Annotated in this window: 14 protein-coding genes, 1 tRNA gene and 2 pseudogenes; 13 read left to right on the forward strand and 4 right to left on the reverse strand. The window is 61.5% G+C overall.

Translation table 11 applies throughout. From position 1 onward, the window contains the following. Positions 1-90: 90 nt before the first annotated feature. Entirely contained in the window at positions 91-1,161 is a 1,071-nt protein-coding gene (locus AC1DWF_RS09125; protein ID WP_476841616.1) for a BMP family ABC transporter substrate-binding protein, read from the forward strand. Between the two features lie 101 nt (positions 1,162-1,262). Here the strand turns inward: AC1DWF_RS09125 and rimO are convergent, their stop codons facing one another. The 3 genes from rimO to AC1DWF_RS09140 form a co-directional block, all read right to left on the reverse strand. Beyond that, the gene (gene rimO, locus AC1DWF_RS09130; RefSeq protein WP_476841617.1) at positions 1,263-2,579 is read right to left on the reverse strand and encodes a 30S ribosomal protein S12 methylthiotransferase RimO; all 1,317 of its coding nucleotides are present in this window, start codon (positions 2,577-2,579) and stop codon (positions 1,263-1,265) included. 201 nt (positions 2,580-2,780) lie between these two features. Beyond that, positions 2,781-3,473, reverse strand: coding sequence for a TerC family protein (locus AC1DWF_RS09135; protein WP_476783280.1), 693 nt, complete (start codon positions 3,471-3,473; stop codon positions 2,781-2,783). Positions 3,474-3,676: 203 nt separating this feature from the next. Then, positions 3,677-4,012: a hypothetical protein gene (locus AC1DWF_RS09140; RefSeq protein WP_476783279.1), complete on the reverse strand. Its 336-nt coding sequence runs from the start codon at positions 4,010-4,012 to the stop codon at positions 3,677-3,679. Between the two features lie 291 nt (positions 4,013-4,303). On the opposite strand from AC1DWF_RS09140, the gene AC1DWF_RS09145 reads away from it, so the two are divergent. Together AC1DWF_RS09145 and AC1DWF_RS09150 are read left to right on the forward strand one after the other, a co-directional pair. Beyond that, on the forward strand, positions 4,304-5,434 hold the full coding sequence (locus AC1DWF_RS09145) for an efflux RND transporter periplasmic adaptor subunit (RefSeq protein ID WP_476788869.1): 1,131 nt from the start codon (positions 4,304-4,306) through the stop codon (positions 5,432-5,434). Positions 5,435-5,476: 42 nt separating this feature from the next. Further along, a pseudogene (locus AC1DWF_RS09150) lies at positions 5,477-8,548 on the forward strand (efflux RND transporter permease subunit). 12 nt (positions 8,549-8,560) lie between these two features. Here the strand turns inward: AC1DWF_RS09150 and AC1DWF_RS09155 are convergent. Next, the gene (locus AC1DWF_RS09155; RefSeq protein ID WP_476788868.1) at positions 8,561-9,229 is read right to left on the reverse strand and encodes a DUF2161 domain-containing phosphodiesterase; all 669 of its coding nucleotides are present in this window, start codon (positions 9,227-9,229) and stop codon (positions 8,561-8,563) included. A gap of 111 nt (positions 9,230-9,340) precedes the next feature. Here AC1DWF_RS09155 and AC1DWF_RS09160 point away from each other — a divergent pair, with 111 nt between their 5' ends. From AC1DWF_RS09160 to AC1DWF_RS09205, 10 genes and pseudogenes are all read left to right on the forward strand, one after another. Further along, complete coding sequence (locus AC1DWF_RS09160; RefSeq protein WP_476786721.1) at positions 9,341-9,487, forward strand: hypothetical protein; 147 nt, start codon at positions 9,341-9,343, stop codon at positions 9,485-9,487. A gap of 117 nt (positions 9,488-9,604) precedes the next feature. Then, positions 9,605-9,694 (forward strand) — tRNA-Ser (locus AC1DWF_RS09165). A gap of 234 nt (positions 9,695-9,928) precedes the next feature. Further along, on the forward strand, positions 9,929-11,224 hold the full coding sequence (locus AC1DWF_RS09170; RefSeq protein ID WP_476784263.1) for a septal ring lytic transglycosylase RlpA family protein: 1,296 nt from the start codon (positions 9,929-9,931) through the stop codon (positions 11,222-11,224). 117 nt (positions 11,225-11,341) lie between these two features. Continuing rightward, on the forward strand, positions 11,342-12,508 hold the full coding sequence (locus AC1DWF_RS09175; protein ID WP_476788867.1) for a D-alanyl-D-alanine carboxypeptidase family protein: 1,167 nt from the start codon (positions 11,342-11,344) through the stop codon (positions 12,506-12,508). A 109-nt stretch (positions 12,509-12,617) separates the two neighbouring features. After that, positions 12,618-13,289 (forward strand): dTMP kinase, encoded by a 672-nt coding sequence (tmk, locus tag AC1DWF_RS09180; RefSeq protein ID WP_476788866.1) that lies wholly within the window; start codon positions 12,618-12,620, stop codon positions 13,287-13,289. Then, positions 13,286-14,341 carry a DNA polymerase III subunit delta' gene (locus AC1DWF_RS09185; RefSeq protein WP_476784269.1) on the forward strand — a complete coding sequence of 352 codons (1,056 nt, stop codon included), beginning with the start codon at positions 13,286-13,288 and terminating at the stop codon, positions 14,339-14,341. Before tmk ends, AC1DWF_RS09185 begins: the two co-directional genes overlap by 4 nt. An 86-nt stretch (positions 14,342-14,427) precedes the next feature. Further along, positions 14,428-15,969 (forward strand): methionine--tRNA ligase, encoded by a 1,542-nt coding sequence (metG, locus tag AC1DWF_RS09190; protein ID WP_476784266.1) that lies wholly within the window; start codon positions 14,428-14,430, stop codon positions 15,967-15,969. Between the two features lie 13 nt (positions 15,970-15,982). Beyond that, positions 15,983-16,765, forward strand: coding sequence for a TatD family hydrolase (locus AC1DWF_RS09195; RefSeq protein ID WP_476784267.1), 783 nt, complete (start codon positions 15,983-15,985; stop codon positions 16,763-16,765). 3 nt (positions 16,766-16,768) lie between these two features. Further along, positions 16,769-17,587 (forward strand): MBL fold metallo-hydrolase, encoded by an 819-nt coding sequence (locus tag AC1DWF_RS09200; protein ID WP_476784268.1) that lies wholly within the window; start codon positions 16,769-16,771, stop codon positions 17,585-17,587. Positions 17,588-17,899: 312 nt separating this feature from the next. Further along, positions 17,900-18,623 (forward strand): annotated as a pseudogene (locus tag AC1DWF_RS09205) (helix-turn-helix domain-containing protein); the annotation flags it as partial.

Raw genomic sequence — 18,623 nt, forward strand, 5'->3', positions numbered from 1 at the left:
GCACTGCGGTTTTTCGAGGAACGGCCATGTCACTGGGACTATAAAAAGGATGGGATCGTGCCCCGGGCAACCACTATGAGGAACAAAAGCATGAAAAAGACAATTCTGTCGTTGGYAGCGGCTGCCGCCGTGATGTCATTCGGCACCATTGCAGCAGAGGCCAAGGTCAAAGCCTGCTGGATCTATGTCGGGCCGATCGGCGACTTCGGTTACTCCTACCAGCACCACCAGGGCCTGCTGCAGGCGAAGGAAAAGTTCGGCGACCAGCTCGAGACCGCTTATCTCGAAAGCGTGCCGGAAGGTGCCGACGCCGAGCGCGCCATCGAGCGTTTCGCTCGCTCGGGCTGCAACATCATCTTTGCGACGTCGTTCGGGTTCATGGACCCGCTCAACAAGGTTTCCGGCAAGTTCCCGGACGTGAAGTTCGAGCACGCCACTGGCTACAAGCGCGAACATCCGAACGTTGCGACCTACAATTCGAAGTTCCATGAGGGCCGCTACGTGCAGGGCGTGATCGCCGCCAAGGAATCGAAGGCTGGCGTTGCCGGCTACATCGCTTCCTTCCCGATCCCTGAAGTGGTGATGGGCATCAACGCCTTCATGCTGGGCGCGCAGTCGGTCAACCCCGACTTCAAGCTCAAAGTCGTGTGGGCCAACACCTGGTTCGACGCCGGCAAGGAAGCAGATGCGGCCAAGGCGCTGATCGACCAGGGCGTCGACATCATCACCCAGCACACCGACTCGACCGCGCCGATGCAGGTTGCGACCGAGCGCGGCATCAAGGCGTTCGGCCAGGCTTCCGACATGATCAAGTTCGGCCCGACCACGCAGCTGACCTCGATCGTCGACGACTGGGGTCCGTACTACATCGAGCGCATCCAGGAAGTCATCGACGGCACCTGGAAGCAGAGCGACGTATGGGGCGGCATGAAGGAAGGCCACGTCGTGATGGCACCCTACGCCAACATGTCGGACGAGACGAAGAAGCTGGCCCAGGAAACCGAAGCCAAGATCAAGTCCGGTGCGTTCAACCCCTTCACCGGCCCGGTCACCAAGCAGGACGGCACCGAGTGGCTGAAGGCCGGCGAAGTGGCCCAGGATAGCGTCCTGCTCGGCCTGAACTTCTACGTCAAGGGCGTGGACGACAAGCTGCCGCAGTAAGCCGGCTGGCATTGCTCGAACGCGATAGCGTTCCGCAAACAAAGAACCCCCGGTTTTCGCCGGGGGTTTTTTGTTGGATCTGAGATAGTCGACTGGTGGATTCAGACAGCCGAACCGTAGAGATCATAGGCGTCGGCGCTGTCGATCTTGACGGTGACGATGTCGCCGACACGCAGCGGACGGCGCGACTGGATGTGCACCGAACCATCGATCTCGGGCGCGTCGTATTTGGTGCGGCCCTTGGCCGAGGTGCCGTTTGCCTCATCGATGATGACCGGCAGGCGCTTGCCGACCTTCTTGGCCTGCTGGGCGGCCGAAACCTTCTGCTGGCGCTGCATGAAACGGTGCCAGCGGGCCTCCTTGACCTCTTCAGGCACCTGATCGAGACCGAGATCGTTGGAACGCGCGCCTTGCACCGGCTCGTATTTGAAGCAGCCAGCGCGATCGATCTTCGCTTCGTCGATCCAGTTGAGCAGCATCTCGAAATCTTCATCGGTCTCACCGGGGAAGCCAACGATGAAGGTCGAGCGGATGGCGAGGTCGGGGCAAACGTCGCGCCAGCCGCGAATGCGCTCCAGCGCCTTTTCGCCATGGGCAGGGCGGCGCATGTTCTTGAGCACCTGCGGCGAAGCATGCTGGAAGGGAATGTCGAGATAAGGAAGGATCTTGCCTTCGGCCATCAGCGGAATGACGTCGGCGACATGCGGGTAGGGGTAGACATAATGCATGCGCACCCAGATGCCGAACTCGCCGAGTTCCTGCGACAGATCGAGGAACTTTGCCTTGACCTCGCGATCCTTCCACGGCGACGCGGCATATTTGATGTCGATGCCGTAGGCGCTGGTATCCTGCGAGATGACGAGCAGTTCCTTGACCCCGGCATTGGCGAGCTTTTCCGCCTCGCGCAGCACATCTCCAGCGGGACGCGACACCAGGTCGCCGCGCAGGTCGGGAATGATGCAGAAGGTGCAACGGTTGTTGCAACCCTCTRAAATCTTGAGATAGGCGTAATGGCGTGGTGTCAGCTTGACACCTTGCGGCGGCAGCAGGTCGGTGAACGGATCGTGGGCCGGCGGCGCTGCCTCATGCACCGCGGCCATCACGCTTTCATAGGCCTGCGGACCGGTGATCGCGAAAACGTTGGGGTGCTTTTCGCGGATCAGCTCGGGCGTCGCGCCCATGCAGCCGGTGACGATCACCTTGCCGTTTTCCTTCATCGCCGTGCCGATCGCATCCAGCGACTCGGTGCGCGCGGAATCGAGGAAGCCGCAAGTGTTGACCACGACAAGGTCAGCACCATCATGCTTACGGGCGATCTCGTAGCCTTCGGCGCGGAGCTGAGTGAGGATGCGTTCGGAATCGACAAGCGCTTTCGGGCAACCGAGGCTGACAAAACTGACGCGGGGTGCTGCGGACATAGACGGGTTTCCAAGGGATAAAGGCCGCAACCCCTGAAGGCCGGCCCGGAAGTCTCGAATTTTTACGATCTGTCGGCTCAAAAAAGAGCTCAATTCGGGCGGCGCAATAGCACAAATCCGCTGTCAAGCAAACCGGGACGCTGACGCCGTCTGAAAATGACAAGGGCCGGGTCGAACCCAGCCCTTGTCTCGAATGTAGTCTTAGTGGCCGCCGCTAGTTCCGCCGAACCATGGGCTCAGGAAGCCAAAATGGTTGGGGAACTGATCGACGGCACCGTCGAACAGCATCTTGATGGCGACGTAGAGGATGATCACCAGGCCGATATAGGCGATCCAGCGATATTTGTGCAGCAAACGCGCAACGAACGAAGCGGCAAAGCCCATCAGTGCGATCGACAGCGCCAGGCCGATGATCAGGACGGTCGGGTGATCCATGGCCGCGCCGGCGACAGCGAGCACGTTGTCGAGCGACATAGAAACGTCGGCGATGACGATCTGCCAGGCGGCCTGGGCAAAGGTCTTGCGCGGGCCTCTGCCTGCGATTTTGCCGTCCTTGTCGTAGTCGGCGTCGGAAAGCGCTTCGGTCGCCTCATGTTCCTGTTCGTGGCTGACGCTGAGCTCGCGCCACATCTTCCAGCACACCCACAACAGCAGCAGGCCGCCGGCGATGAGAAGCATCGGTCCAATGGCCAGGAGCCATTGGGTGATCAGCGCGAAACCGATACGAAGCACAGTTGCGGCCGCGATGCCGACGAGGATGGCCTTCTTACGCTGATCGGCGGGGAGGCCCGCAGCGGCAAGGCCGATGACGATGGCGTTGTCGCCCGCCAAGACGAGATCGATAGCTATGACCTGCAGAAGGGCTGTGAAGCCTGCGGCAGTAAATATCTCCATCAGACGGGACCCTCTCCGTTCATTTAGGCGAATAGATGTGGGCTATAACGGTCGCTGCTTGCTCGTCAACCGACTAGCCTGGCGTTTATCTCAAATACGCAAAAACCATGGCTTTGCTGACACCAGACTGACATTTTCCGGCGCCAAGACGGCACAATGGACGTAAGGGAGGAAGCCCGCGAGGACCAGCAGGCCAGGAAAACTCAGTCGCAAACGTATTTGACGCGACCTGAGAGGCTGCCTGCCGCACGGCAGGCAATAGGCTTGGTGCTGGCAGCGCCAGCGGTGGTGCTCGGCGCACGCGTCACCGGGCGAGGGCCGGGCTGCTGGGTGGCGAAGCGGATCTCCGGCCCAGTTGGAAAAGCAGCCGCTTGTTCGCGTTCGGCAGCGGCGCGCTTTGCCTCATCGTCCTGCCAGAACCGCCTCGTGTCGACCTGCTTTGGAATAACCACCGTGCCGTCGGACGAACGGCTGCAGCCGCCGAGAACGATGGTCGATAGGCAGATCGGAAGTGCAAGGGCGAGGCGCTGTATGATCATTGTGCCCCTTCTATAGCGTGTGAGTTTCGCCCAAGAAAGATCGCATTTCCAGTGAGTTGCAGAAGTTTTGCAGCGATGCGACATCGCAGCGGTCATCACCGAGGGTCAGGATCACACGGTCGTCAGTTGCCGAATGTTTGGCGCCGACCTAGTTTTGCAACAAGACGTAGTTGGTTTTGCAGCGCGAACCCCATCTCGACCAGCGATCGCGCGACGTTGCCGTTGCGCGACGGGGGGCTTGGTGTAGGGTAGGCTTCGCAGGAGAACTCGTAACCTTCGGATGAGTTGTCGATGCTGAAGCGTATGCTTGTTATGCTGGCGCTCACCGCCATTGTTCTAGGTGGTGTCTTCGGCTTTGCCGCATTCAAATCCTCGATGATCACCAAGGTGATGGCTTCGCTGGCCAACCCGCCGCAAACCGTTTCGACGATGGTCGCCACCTCGCAGGACTGGCAATCGCAACTCGAGGCGGTGGGTAGCGTGCGTGCGGTCAATGGCGCCAATCTCAGCGCCGAGGTTGCCGGCATCGTTTCCGTGTTGCACTTCGAATCCGGCGCCGACGTCAACAAGGGCGACGCCCTGCTGCAGCTGGAGTCGGCCGACGACATCGCCCATCTCAATGCATTAAAGGCGACCATGACGATCGCCCAACTCACCTTTGACCGCGACTCCAAGCTGGTTAAAACCGATGCCGTGAGCCAGCAGGTGGTCGATACCGACAAGGCCAACCTGCTCAACGCCGAGTCGCTCGTCGCCCAGCAGCAGGCCCTTGTCGATTACAAGACCGTCGAGGCGCCGTTCGCTGGACGTCTCGGCATCCGCCAGGTGGACCTCGGCCAGTATCTTCCCGCCGGAACCTCCATCGTCACCCTCCAGCAGATCGATCCGATCTACGTCGACTTCTACGTGCCGCAGCAAGCTCTGGCGCAGATCAAGGTGGGCCAGGCCGTCACGGCAAAAGTCGACACCTTCCCCGACAAGACATTTCCCGGCCAGATCTCGGCGATCAATTCGCAGGTCGACGTGGCAACGCGCACCGTGCAGTTGCGCGCCACCATGCAAAATGGCGACCACCTATTGTTGCCGGGCATGTTCGCTACCATCGACATCGATACTGCCGCGCCGCAGAAATACGTCACGCTTCCGCAGACGGCGATCGCCTTCAATTCCTATGGCGATATCGTCTATCTCGTCGACGACAAGGGCAAAGACGCTGACGGCAAGCCCCAGCTCGCCGCCAGGCAGGCGTTCGTCACCACCGGCGCAACGCGCGGCGATCAGATCGCTGTGCTGAGCGGCATCAAGGATGGCGATGTCGTGGTCACCGCCGGGCAGCTCAAGCTACGCAACGGTTCGCCGGTCAATGTCGACAACACCGTGCAGCCCGCCAACAATCCAGATCCACAACCGGTCGACAAATAGCAGGCGCAGTCTGGCGAGATAGTTCGCGGAAAGAATGCGGCGATGAGCTTTACAGACCTCTTTATCCGCCGCCCGGTCCTGGCAATCGTCGTCAGTCTCACCATTCTGGTGCTTGGCCTGCGCGCCATCGGCTCACTGCCGGTGCTGCAATATCCGCGCACTGAAAACACCGTCGTCACGGTCACCACGACCTATTATGGCGCCGATCCCGACGTCATTGCCGGTTTCATCGCCACGCCGCTGGAAAACGCCATCGCCCAGGCCAACGGCATCGACTATATGAGCTCGACCAGCCAGACCGGCGTCAATGTCATCACCATCTACCTCCGGCTCAACTACGACGCCGACAAGGCGCTGACAGAGATCAGCACCAAGGTCGCCTCGGTCATCAACCAGCTGCCGTCGGGCACCCAGCAGCCGGTGCTGAGCGTCAAGGTTGGGCAGACGATCGACGCCATGTATATGGGCTTCGACAGCGACGTGCTGCCGCGCAACAAGATCACCGATTATCTGGTGCGGGTGGTGCAGCCCAGGCTGCAGGCGGTGCCCGGCGTGCAGACCGCGGAAATACTTGGCGGCCAGAATTTCGCGCTGCGCGCCTGGCTCGACCCGGCCAAGCTTGCCGCCTATGGCCTGACCGCAACCGACATTTCGACGGCACTTCAGCAGAACGACTACATCGCCGGCCTCGGCACCACTAAGGGCCAGATGGTCGAGGTCAATCTCACCGCCTCGACCAGCCTGCACAGCGCCGAAGAATTCTCCAATCTCATCGTCAAGCAGGCCAACGGCGCCATCGTGCGGTTGAAGGACGTGGCCAACGTGACGCTCGGCGCCGACGACTATGAATCGCAGGTCGCCTTCGACGGCAAGTAGGCGGTCTATATCGGCATCCAGGTGGCGCCGGGCGCCAATCTGCTCAACGTCATCGCCGGCGTGCGCGCGGAATTCCCCGGCATCAAGGCGCAGCTGCCGGAAGGCCTGCGCGGGGAGATCGTCTACGATTCCACCGACTTCGTGAACAGCTCCATTCGTGAAGTGATCAGGACGCTCGGCGAGGCGCTTCTGATCGTCACCCTGGTCATCTTCGCCTTCCTCGGATCGCTGCGCTCGGTGCTGATCCCGACTGTCGCCATCCCGCTATCGCTGATCGGCACCTTCGCCCTGATGCTGGCGCTCGGATTTTCGATCAACCTTCTGACGCTGCTGGCGCTGGTGCTGGCCATCGGCCTCGTCGTCGATGACGCCATCATCGTCGTCGAGAACGTCAACCGGCACCTCGACGAAGGCGTGAAGCCCATACCGGCCGCGATCATGGCGGCTAGGGAGCTCGGAGGCCCGATCATCGCGATGACGGTGGTGCTGATCGCCGTCTATGTGCCGATCGGCTTCCAGGGCGGCCTGACCGGCGCGCTGTTCACCGAATTCGCCTTCACGCTGGTCGGCGCCGTCACCGTCTCGGCCATCATCGCGCTAACCTTGTCGCCGATGATGTGCTCGCGCATCCTGAAGGCCCGCGACCCCGAACGGCGCGGCTGGCAGGAGCGGCTGACCGAAACCATCGACCGCACCTTCGCGCGCATCCGCAACCGCTACGAGCGCTGGCTGCACGGCAGCCTCGGCTATCTCCCAGTGACAGCGACCTTTGCCTTCATCGTGCTCGGCAGCATCTATTTTCTCTATGCCGGGGCCAAGAGCGAGCTGGCGCCGCAGGAAGATGCCGGCATCATCATCTCGTCGTCGACGCCCGCACCCAATGCGACCCTGGAGCAGAAGCTGCTCTATTCCAGGCAGGTCTACGAGACCTTCGCCAAATATCCTGAGACCGCGCATGTGTTCCAGATCGACGCGCCGGGCACATCGATCGCCGGCATGGTGTTCACGCCGTGGGATCAGCGCAGCCGCACCACCAACCAGCTGCAGCCGGTCATCCAGCAGCAGCTCAACGGCATCGCCGGGGTTCGCGCCGCAGCCTTCCAGCTGCCGCCGCTGCCGGGCAGCCAAGGCCTTCCGATCCAGTTCGTGCTGAGCACGACGGACTCGTTTGTCCAACTCAACCAGGTGGCGCACGATTTCCTGCAGGAAGCCGTGAAAAGCGGCATGTTCATCTTCCTCGACAGCGACCTCAAGATCGACAACCCGCAGTCGGTCGTCCAGATCGACCGCAACAAGACCGCACAGCTCGGCCTGAAAATGAGCGATGTCGGCGCCGCACTCGGCGGCATGCTGGGCGGCGGCTACGTCAACTATTTCAGCCTCGCCGACCGCTCCTACAAGGTGATCCCGCAGGTCCAGCAGGGCAGCCGGCTCAACACGCAGCAGCTGATGAACTATTATGTGGGCGTCGTTAACGGCGTTCCGATCCCGCTGTCGGCCATTGCGACGATTTCCACCAAAACCATCCCCGAATCGATCAATCACTTCCAGCAGCTCAATAGTGCGACGATCCAGGGCGTCGCGGCGCCGGGCGTGGCGCAGGCCGACGCGCTGAAATTCCTGCAGGATCTTGCCAAACGCACACTGCCGCAGGGCTATTCGGTCGATTATGGCGGGCTGTCGCGGCAGTATATCCAGGAATCGTCGGGCTTCATCGCCACCTTCGGCTTCGCCCTGATCATCATCTATCTGGCGCTGGCTGCCCTGTTTGAGAGCTTTCGCGATCCCGTCATCATTCTCGTTTCAGTGCCCATGTCGATCGCCGGTGCGCTGATCTTCATCAATATTGGCATCGGCGGTGCCAGCCTGAACATCTACACCGAGGTCGGGCTGGTGACGCTGATGGGGCTGATCAGCAAGCACGGCATCCTGATTGTCGAGTTTGCCAACGACTTGCAGCAGCAGGGCAAGTCCAAGCGCGAGGCGATCGAGGAGGCCTGCGGAATCCGGCTGCGCCCGATCCTGATGACCACGGCTGCCATGGTTCTGGGCGTGGTGCCGCTTATCATGGCGTCGGGCGCCGGGGCGGTGTCGCGCTACAATATGGGCCTAGTCATTGCCAGCGGCCTGGCGATAGGCACCATGTTCACGCTGTTCGTCGTGCCTGCGGTCTACATGATGATCGCCGCCGACCATTCAAGGCATGCCGAGGCAGGGCAGGTGGCCGAGGCCGGGTGACGCCGACTGTGTCTACACCTCAAGGACAATGAGCTGCGGCCAGCGCTGCAAGGCGTCTCGGCCAGCGTCGGTGAGATCATAAACGCCCCGATCGACCCGGACGAACCAGCCATAGACATTGTCGAGCAGGATTTTGGGCGCGCGCGCGACGGCTTGGGTCAGGTCGCGCGGTCGTTTCGGCCCCTCGGCCAGCGCCACCGCGCATTTTAGCGCATCCTGGCGGTAAGCCGTCATGATCGGCGCGCGAGAACCGCCACCGACCACCGGGTCGCCTTGTCTGCGGCGATGCTCGTCGACCAGCCGCGAGCGCCGTTTCGTATCCCGCCTGGGCGCAAGCGCCACAGGGCTGAGCAACACCTCCACGCGCCCGTCTTCGAAAACGCCGAGCAGACCAAAGCCCAGCCGCCGGCACAGATTGCGGAACCGCTTGTCGCCCTCGCGGCCTTTGCCGCGCTGCGACATGCGCGCAGCAAGCCAGACCTCGTCGGCAGCCGCCGCGCGATCTACGCCTTGAAGGATCAGTTCGAGATTGAATTGCAGCTTCAATTCGCAGACCACCACGATCGGCGGCGCATCTGCACTCAGCGCCAGCAGGTCGCAGCCGCCGATCTCGCCCTTGACCTCGAAACCCAGGCCTTCGAGGAAGCGCTTGACCGGACTGTAGAGCGCTGTTTCAAGCAATCGGGTTTTCCTCAGCAAACATGGCCGTCCGTCAAATGCAGTGGCGGTGGCTCATGCCTATTGCATTTGCTGGTGGCCAGCCAACGACCACCACCAGCATTTGAAAGAATCATGGCGGATATCATGCGAGTGCAGTTGGATGAGTCGAGCCAAAGCTCAGCTATCTGCACCGACGATCTTCAAGCAAGTCGTGCTTGCGAAGAAGTTGCCGCTCTTGGCAATGCGGCAACCATGTCGAAGCTGCATCGAACAAGTTGACGCGGCGACTGGACCAGCGCTACAAGCGCGCCACAAAGGTTCTGGGCAGCTCACCCCAATATGTGTCTTCTCGCTAAAAGAAGCGCGGACAGGGAAGGCGGGCAGTCCTTATGCCTCGGAGGGATGGCCGAGCGGTTTAAGGCACCGGTCTTGAAAACCGGCGTGGGTGCAAACTCACCGTGGGTTCGAATCCCACTCCCTCCGCCACATCAAAACAAACCCGCCAATTTTAGCGCTGCTCATTTGCGAGGCGTATCGGGCCGAGCCCATCGCCGCAATTGCGCCATATTCTCGCCCGTTTCGAACCACAGTCGATTAATAGGCTAGCAAGCATTTCCTGCGCACAAGGGGACTGGGGATAGCGTGCGCGAACTGTTTTTCCATCTATGCGCGACAGCGTTGTGGTGGCGCTTGAGTAGACTGGCAGGGGACTTCACGATCATGCAGCATTCGACGCGGACGCGTTTTGGTCGCGCATCGACGGTCAGCATTCTTGCTGCGACCGCAGTATTCATTGCCGGCTGCGCTTCGCAGCCGACCTCTGTCGCCGGCAAGAAGCGTTCAAAGGAATATTTCGCCGAATCCGAATATGGCGTGAAGGCGAGCCCGCGCGTCACCACCAAGATGTCCGGCCTGCAGCGCGGCGGTGGCCGCGACCAGACAGGCAAGCCCTACAAGGTTCGGGGCAAGTGGTATTATCCCAAGGAAGACAAGAACTACGCAACGGTAGGTGCTGCGTCCTGGTATGGCGACGCGTTCCATGGCCGTCTGACCGCCAATGGCGAAATCTATGACATGACCCATCTTACGGCGGCCCATCCGACGATGCCGCTGCCCAGCTACGCCAGGGTGACCAACACCAAGAATGGCAGTTCAGTGATCGTGCGCATCAACGATCGCGGGCCTTATTCGAACGATCGTGTCATCGACCTGTCCAAGCGCGCCGCTGAAATGCTCGACTATGCCCATAGCGGCACGGCCAATGTGAAGGTCGAATATGTCGGACGCGCACCGCTCGACGGCCAGGACGACCAGTATCTCCTCGCGTCCTACCGACCTGGCAAGGGTATGGGCGATCCGACCAATGACGGCTTGCCGACCGGCGTGATGATCGCCATGAACGGCCCAACGCCAAGCGTCGGGGTGGGGCAGGCGGCTGCCTTCCCTGGCACGATGACGAATACTGCGCCGGCGGTAGCAATGCAGGCCGGCGCCCCGGCCAACACGCTTGCAGCCCAGGCGGTCCAGTTCGAGCAGCCTGTGATGGCAGCGCACGGGCAGGGCATGGTCGATGTCGCCTTGCCGGATTTTGGCCCCATCGCGCCTGCGCGTCCCGTGGAAATGATGCAAGTTCCTCAGTCGCGTGTGGCTCTCGCCACCATGGGCTACGCCAGCGAACGCGAAAGCGAAGCTGCAAGAGCCTTCGGGGTGCTGGAAGGCAAGGGGATTGCGTCAAACGACATCACCGATTCCTGGAAGCGCCTCAATCCAGGGCCGCGCGCCCAGCAGGACCTGGATTCTTATGTCGCCGCCGGCACTTTCGAGGACGGTGAAGAAGCCAAGCGTGTCGCCAAGGCGCTTTCCGCCTATGGCCGTACTTTGGTCGAGCAATCCGATTTCGAAGGCAAGACCTGGTATTCGGTCGACCTCTATCCGGATGGTAAGATTTCGCTCGACGCCATGCTCAAGGCCGCATGGACGCACGGCGCGCCCGACGCTTTCGCCGTGCACGACTGAGTTCGCCGGTTCGGCGAGTTGTGGCTATCGTGCCCGCCCGGTTGATCTGCCCAGACAAGGCCTGATAGTCTTTGAGGCCTCGACCGGAATTCGGGGCCGAACGGGGCAGCATCTCCCATGATTTTCAGACTATCCGCGCCGCTCATGTTGTTGACCGGCCTATTTGCAGCGCTGGCCTTTACCAGCCAGGCACAGGCGCAGCTGTTCGAAACCAAGGCACCACAGGCCTACATGATCGATGCCGAAACCGGCACCGTGCTGTTTTCCAAGGATCCCGACAAGCTCATTGCACCAGCTTCACTTGCCAAGCTGATGACGATGGAGGTGGTGTTCAACGCCATCAAGTCGGGCCGCTACAAGCTCGACGATACTTTTGCCGTCAGTGAAAACGCCTGGCGCACCGGCGGTGCGGCATCGCGCGCCTCGACCATGTTTGCCGCGGTGAGATCGCAGATCCGCATAGAGGACCTGATCCAGGGCGTGACCGTGCAGCTTGCTAATGATGGCTGCATCATACTTGCCGAGGGCATGGCCGGATCGGAGGGCAATTTTGCGCTGCAGATGACCGAGCGCGCACGCGAGATCGGGCTCAAGAAGTCGGTGTTCGTCAATTCGACCGGGTTGCCCGCACCGGGCCAGATGACCACCGTGCGCGAGCTTGCCGAACTTGGCCTGCACATCTGGACGACCTATCCCGATTTCTACAGGTACTACGGCCTGCCCGAGTTCACCTGGAACAAGATCCTGCAGCGCAACCGTAACCCGCTGATTGCCATGGATATTGGAGCTGACGGCATGGCTGCCGGCTTCACCGAGGGCGAGGGCTTTGCCATCGTCGGTTCGGTCAACCGCGAGGGCAGGCGGCTGTTTGCCGCCATGGGCGGCATGGCCAGCGACCGCGAACGCTCGGAGGAAGCCCGCAAACTGCTCGACTGGGGCATGCGGGCATTTGAGAAGACCGAGATTTTTGCCGCAAACGAAACGGTCGGCGAGGCCCAGGTGTTCGGCGGGGTGAAATCGCATGTGGCGCTGGTGGCCCAGAAGCCTGTCTCCATCTTCTTGCCCATCACCAACCGGGAGCGGCTGGTTGCCCGCATCGTCTATGACGGCCCGGTGGCAGCACCGGTGGCCGCCGGAACGCCGATAGGATCGCTCAAGGTTTGGATCGGCGATACGCTGAGCCAGGAGACGCCGTTGTATGCAGCCGAAGCCGTCGGTGTCGGCTCGCTGCAAAGCCGCGCTTTTGACGCGGTCAAGGAGCTTGCCATCGGCTGGCTGCGATAGTTCGGGTGGACCTTTGCCACTCTCGACGGTAGAGCTTCAGCACTTACATATGCCGTGAGGCCGTTCGTTCGGCAGAACTTGCGATACGGCGGACAGAAAGGCATTTGGATTGGCGCGCGGCTTCTTCATCACATTCGAAGGCGGCGAGGGCGCAGGCAAATCGACACAGATCGAGCGCCTGGCCTCAAAGCTGCGCGACAAGCGCTACGACATCGTCGTCACGCGTGAACCCGGCGGTTCGCCCGGCGCGGAAGCGGTGCGGCATGTGCTGTTGTCAGGTGCCGCCGAGCCCTTTGGACCGGAAATGGAAGCGCTGCTGTTTGCCGCTGCACGTTCCGACCATGTCGAGCAGGTGATCCGGCCGGCAGTGGAGCGCGGCGCCATCGTGCTCTGTGATCGCTTTTTGGATTCTTCGCGTGTCTATCAGGGCGTGACCGGCAACCTTGACCCGGACTTCATGGCCGCGGTCGAGCGCGTGGCGATCAACGGCATGATGCCCGACATGACGCTGATCCTCGACCTGGACCCGACAGAGGGCTTGCGGCGCGCGACGGCGAGGCGCGGCCAGGATGTCGCCGACCGGTTCGAGAAAGAGACAGTCGACATTCACCAGCGCCGGCGCGAAGCCTATCTGGCGATCGCCGAAAGCGAACCCGAACGCTGCGTGCTCATCGACGCCTCGCTGAACCAGGAGGATGTCGAGCACGCCATCACCGATGCGGTGTTCGCAGCCCTTGAGGCGCGCGCCACAGCAGGCAGCCGGGCGAGGGTGGACGCCTGATGTTCGAGCGCATCGCCCCCGAGCAGCACGACACATTGGACGGCGTGCCGGAACCGGCGGAGAATCCCCACCTGTTCGGCCATGAGCAGGCGATCTCGATGCTCACTGCCGCCTATCGCTCGGGCAAGCTGCCACACGCGCTGATCCTCACCGGCCCGGTCGGCATCGGCAAGGCGACACTCGCCTTTCATCTCGCCCACCATTTGCTGAGCTATCCCGATTATCGCAGCGCGCCTGAAACGCTGGCGCATCCAGACCCCAAGTCGGCGCTGTTCAGGCAAGTCGCCACTGGTGCGCATCCCTCGGTGCTGCATCTGACGCGGCCGCAAAACGACAAGACCAAGGGTTTCAAGTCGGTCGTCACCGTCGACGAGATCCGCAAGGTGTCGCGCTTCCTGTCGATGACCTCGCACAATGGCGCCTACCGCGTCGTCATCGTCGATCCGGCCGACGACATGAACACCAACGCTGCCAACGCACTGCTCAAGAACCTCGAGGAGCCGCCGGCGCGTACGCTGTTCATCCTGATCGTGCACGCGCCCGGAAGCCTGTTGCCGACCATTCGTTCGCGTTGCCAGACCATTCGGCTGACCCCACTCGAAGATGATGCCTTGTTGGCAGCGCTTGCAGGTACCGATCAGCCGGCACCGGATGAGCCGGAAGCGCGCGCCGCGCTCGTGCGGCGGGCAGGGGGTAGCGCACGCGTGGCGATCCTGCTCACCCAATATGGTGGGCTGGAGATCGCCGAGGCGCTCGACAAGATCGTGCAATCGGGCCGCAACGACATTGCTGCCGCACACCGGCTGGCCGATGCGGTGGCGGGCAGGGACAACGCCATCCAGTTTGACGTCTTCAATCGCCGCGCACTCGACCTGCTTTCCGACACGGCGACTGAGGCCGGCTACAACTCGGACCTTTCCAGGGCCAAGATCCTGTCCGATGCTTGGCACGAGGCGCAAAACGCGATATCCGAGACCGAGACCTACAATCTTGATAAGAAACAACACGTCCTGGCCATGATCGACCGCTTGAATACCGCATTGCGAATGTGACGCTCGTCCGAGCCGGATGGCAATCGCCATGCCGATGCGTTATCTGACCGCGACCCTTTCAATCCGATATTCATGACGGCTCATCCATGTCCCGCGAAAAATTCTACATCACGACCGCTATTTCCTACCCGAACGGCAAGCCGCATATCGGGCACGCCTACGAGTTGATCGCCACCGACGCGCTTGCCCGCTTCCAGCGCCATGACGGCAAGGACGTGTTCTTCCTGACCGGCACCGACGAGCACGGCATCAAGATGCTGCAGACGGCAAATCGGGAAGGCATTTCCGCGCGTGAACTTGCTGACCGTAATTCGAATGAATTCAAGAAGATGGCAACACTTCTGAATGCGTCGAACGATGATTTCATCCGCACCACCGAAGAGCGCCACTACGCTGCCTCCCAGGCGATCTGGAGGGCGATGGCGGAGAAGGGCGACATCTACAAAAGCAGCTATGCCGGCTGGTATTCAGTGCGCGACGAAGCCTATTACGGCGAAGAAGAGACCGAAGTCCGTCCCGACAATGTGCGCTATGGCCCCCAGGGCACGCCGGTCGAATGGGTCGAGGAGGAGAGCTACTTCTTCCGCCTGTCGGCCTACCAGGACAAGTTGCTTGCGCTGTACGACAGCCAGCCGGACTTCATCGGCCCCAACGAGCGCCGCAACGAAGTGGCGAGCTTCGTTCGTTCCGGCCTGAAGGACCTGTCGATCTCGCGCACCACCTTCGACTGGGGCGTGCCGGTGCCCGGTGACGACAAGCACGTCATGTATGTCTGGGTCGACGCGCTGACCAACTACATCACCGCGCTCGGCTATCCCGACACCAATGCCGAGAAGTGGGCCTACTGGCCTGCGGTGCACATCATCGGCAAGGACATCGTGCGCTTCCATGCCGTCTACTGGCCGGCTTTCCTGATGTCGGCAGGCATCGAGTTGCCCAAGCGGGTGTTCGGCCACGGATTCCTGTTCAACCGCGGCGAGAAGATGTCGAAGTCGCTCGGCAACGTCGTCGATCCGTTCACCATGGTCGAGCATTACGGCCTCGACCAGGTGCGCTATTTCCTGTTGCGCGAAGTGCCGTTTGGCCAGGATGGCAGCTACAGCCACGAAGCGATCGTCAATCGCACCAACGCCGATCTCGCCAACGATCTCGGTAATCTTGCGCAACGCTCGCTGTCGATGATCGCCAAGAATTGCAATGGCGTCGTGCCGCAGCGCGGTGAACTGGCTGATGCCGACAAGGCGATCCTCGACCAGGCTACGGCAGCACTGGTGACCGCGCGCAAGACGATGGCGGAGCAGGGCATCCACCACGCGCTTGCGGCGATCTTTGCCGTCGTTGCCGAGGCCAACCGGTATTTCGCCGCACAAGAACCCTGGGCACTGAAGAAGACCGATCCGGCGCGCATGGAAACGGTGCTGTGGACCACCGCCGAGGTGATCCGCCGCGTCGGCATCATGTGCCAGCCGTTCATTCCTGCATCGGCCGCCAAATTGCTTGACTTGCTGGCCGTGACCGACAGGGACTTTGTCCATGTCGACGCTGCACATGCGCTTGTGCCGGGCGCGGCATTGCCGACACCGCAGCCGGTGTTCCCGCGCTTTGTCGAGCCGACGACGGAAAGCTGAGGCCACAGAAAAGATGCTAGTCGACAGTCATTGCCATCTCGACTTTCCTGACTTCGCCGAAGAGCGCGCGGAGATCATCGCGCGCGCCAAGGCCGCCGGGGTCGAGCGTATGGTCACCATCTCGACGCGCGTGAAGCGCTTCGAGCAAGTGCTTGCGATCGCTGAGGAATATGACGAGGTCTATTGCTCGGTCGGCACCCATCCGCACAATGCCGCCGAAGAACTCGACGTCACCACGGCCGATCTGGTCAAGCTTGCCGCGCACCCGAAGGTCGTTGCGATCGGCGAGGCGGGGCTCGACTATTTCTACGACAAGGCGCCTCGCGATGCACAAGCGAAAGGGTTGCGGAACCATATCGCGGCGGCCCGCGAGACCGGATTGCCGCTGGTCATCCACGCCCGTAACGCCGACGAAGACATGGCAGCGATGCTCAGGGAAGAAACAGGGAAGGGCACCTTCCCCTTCATCCTGCATTGCTTTTCCTCCGGCGCCGAGCTTGCACGCATTGGCGTCGAGCTTGGCGGTTACGTGTCTTTCTCCGGCATCGTGACGTTCAAGAACTCGGCCGAGCTGCGCGAGATTGCCAAGGACGTGCCGCGCGACCGGTTGCTGGTCGAAACGGACGCGCCTTACCTTGCGCCGCCACCTCATCGCGGCAAGCGCAACGAACCGGCCTTCGTGGCCCACACGGCTGCCGTCCTAGCCGAGACGATTGGCGTCAGTGCCGGGGAAATCGCCGAGATCACCACCGCCAATTTCTTCCGGCTGTTCACCAAGATGCCGAAGCCGGCCTGAGCGATGCCGGATACGCTGCGCCTCACCATATTGGGCTGCGGCTCGTCGCCGGGCACGCCGCGCATCACCGGCGACTGGGGCGCGTGCGATCCGACCAATCCGAAGAACCGGCGCACGCGCGCGGCGGCGATGGTCGAGCGCATTTCAGCGTCCGGCACGACCCGCGTCGTCATCGACACGGGACCAGATTTCCGCGCCCAGATGTTGGCGGCAAACGTCAGCCATATCGACGCCGTGGTCTACACACACCCGCATGCCGACCATATCCATGGCATAGACGACCTCAGAGGCTATGTGCTCGAGCGCGGCAGCCTGATCGATATCCATGCCGACCAATTCACGCTGGAACGCCTGACGCTGGCCTTCGGCTATTGCATCAAAACGCCGCCGGGAAGCTCGTATCCACCGATCGTTAGGCCGCGCATCATCGAGCACGATCAGCCGTTCGTCATAGCAGGAGAGGGGGGTCCCCTCACCTTTTTGCCGCTGCCGCAGATCCATGGCGACATCATTTCACTCGGCTTCCGCGTCGGGCCGATCGCCTATTGCTCCGACGTCAGCGACTTCCCGGAGGCCACGGCAGCACTGATGGCCGGCCTTGAGCTGCTGGTCATCGACGCATTGCAGCACAGGCCACATGTCAGCCATCTGTCGCTGTCGGAGGCGCTGGAATGGATAGAGAGGCTCAAGCCGAGCAAGGCCGTCCTGACGCACATGCATGTGCCGCTGGACTACGCTGCCGTCATGGACGCCACGCCGGCGCATGTCGAACCAGCCTATGACGGCATAATCATGGAAATACCTTATCCGTCAGGGTTATAGACGGACTGTTTGATGCGGTCAGGCGTTGCTGGTTGTGTCGATAAGCCAGAATGGCCGACGACCATAGGCGCGCCGGTTTGCATACAGGTGCATCCTGTGGCCCCATACAGGTGCATTCTGTGGCCCCAAGCTTGCAGCTTGCGTGAAGGCCAGCGGCACACGAAACGCGGCCGAACAGCGCTCCGGCGTATCATTGCAGTTCCATAATCTATCTTATGCGATAGTTGGTTGTAGCCGCAAAGTTRRAATGTCCTGATYCTGCAAAGTAAGAATGTCACTCTGCCCGCGTTTTGACGACGCGGGAGATTGCGGATGGGACTGATTGCGATGAGCGAGCGCGATCTGCAACGGATCGAAGTTTTGTCGAAGGTTGTTGCCGGCCGGACGACGATCGTTTCGGCAGCRCATGTTCTGGCGCTGAGCCCGCGCCAGGTGCGCCGGCTSCTGGAACGGATGAAGACGAGCGGCGCGGGCTCGATCCGACACAAGGCGATCGGCCGCCCATCGAACAATCGGATTTGTGACGGCGTGCGCGATTATGCCATGGCGATCGTGCTAGAGCGCTATGCGGACTTTGGTCCGACACTGGCGGCGGAGAAGCTTGCGGAGCTCGACGGTTCATCGACGATGCGACGGGCAAGCTGATGCAGTTGCGCTTTGTGCGCTCGGAAAGCGCCTTCAGCTATTTTGCGGCACTGGAACTCTATTTGAAGGACCATGGTGCTCCCGTTGCCTTTTATTCCGACAAGCATTCGGTGTTCCGGGTGACCAAGAAGGATGCCAAGGGCGGCCAGGGCATGACGCAGTTCGGCCGTGCGCTTTCAGAGCTAAACATCGAGATTCTTTGCGCAAATTCGAGCCAGGCGAAAGGTCGTGTCGAGCGCGCCAATCGGACGCTTCAGGACCGCTTGGTGAAGGAGCTGCGGTTGGCAGGGATCTCGGATATGGAGGCGGGCAATGCGTTCCTGCCCGGTTTTGTTACGCGCTACAACGCACGGTTCGCACGCACCCCTGCCCGGTCAGATGACCTGCACCG

It is taken from the genome of Aminobacter sp. P4_D5, assembly GCF_056401815.1.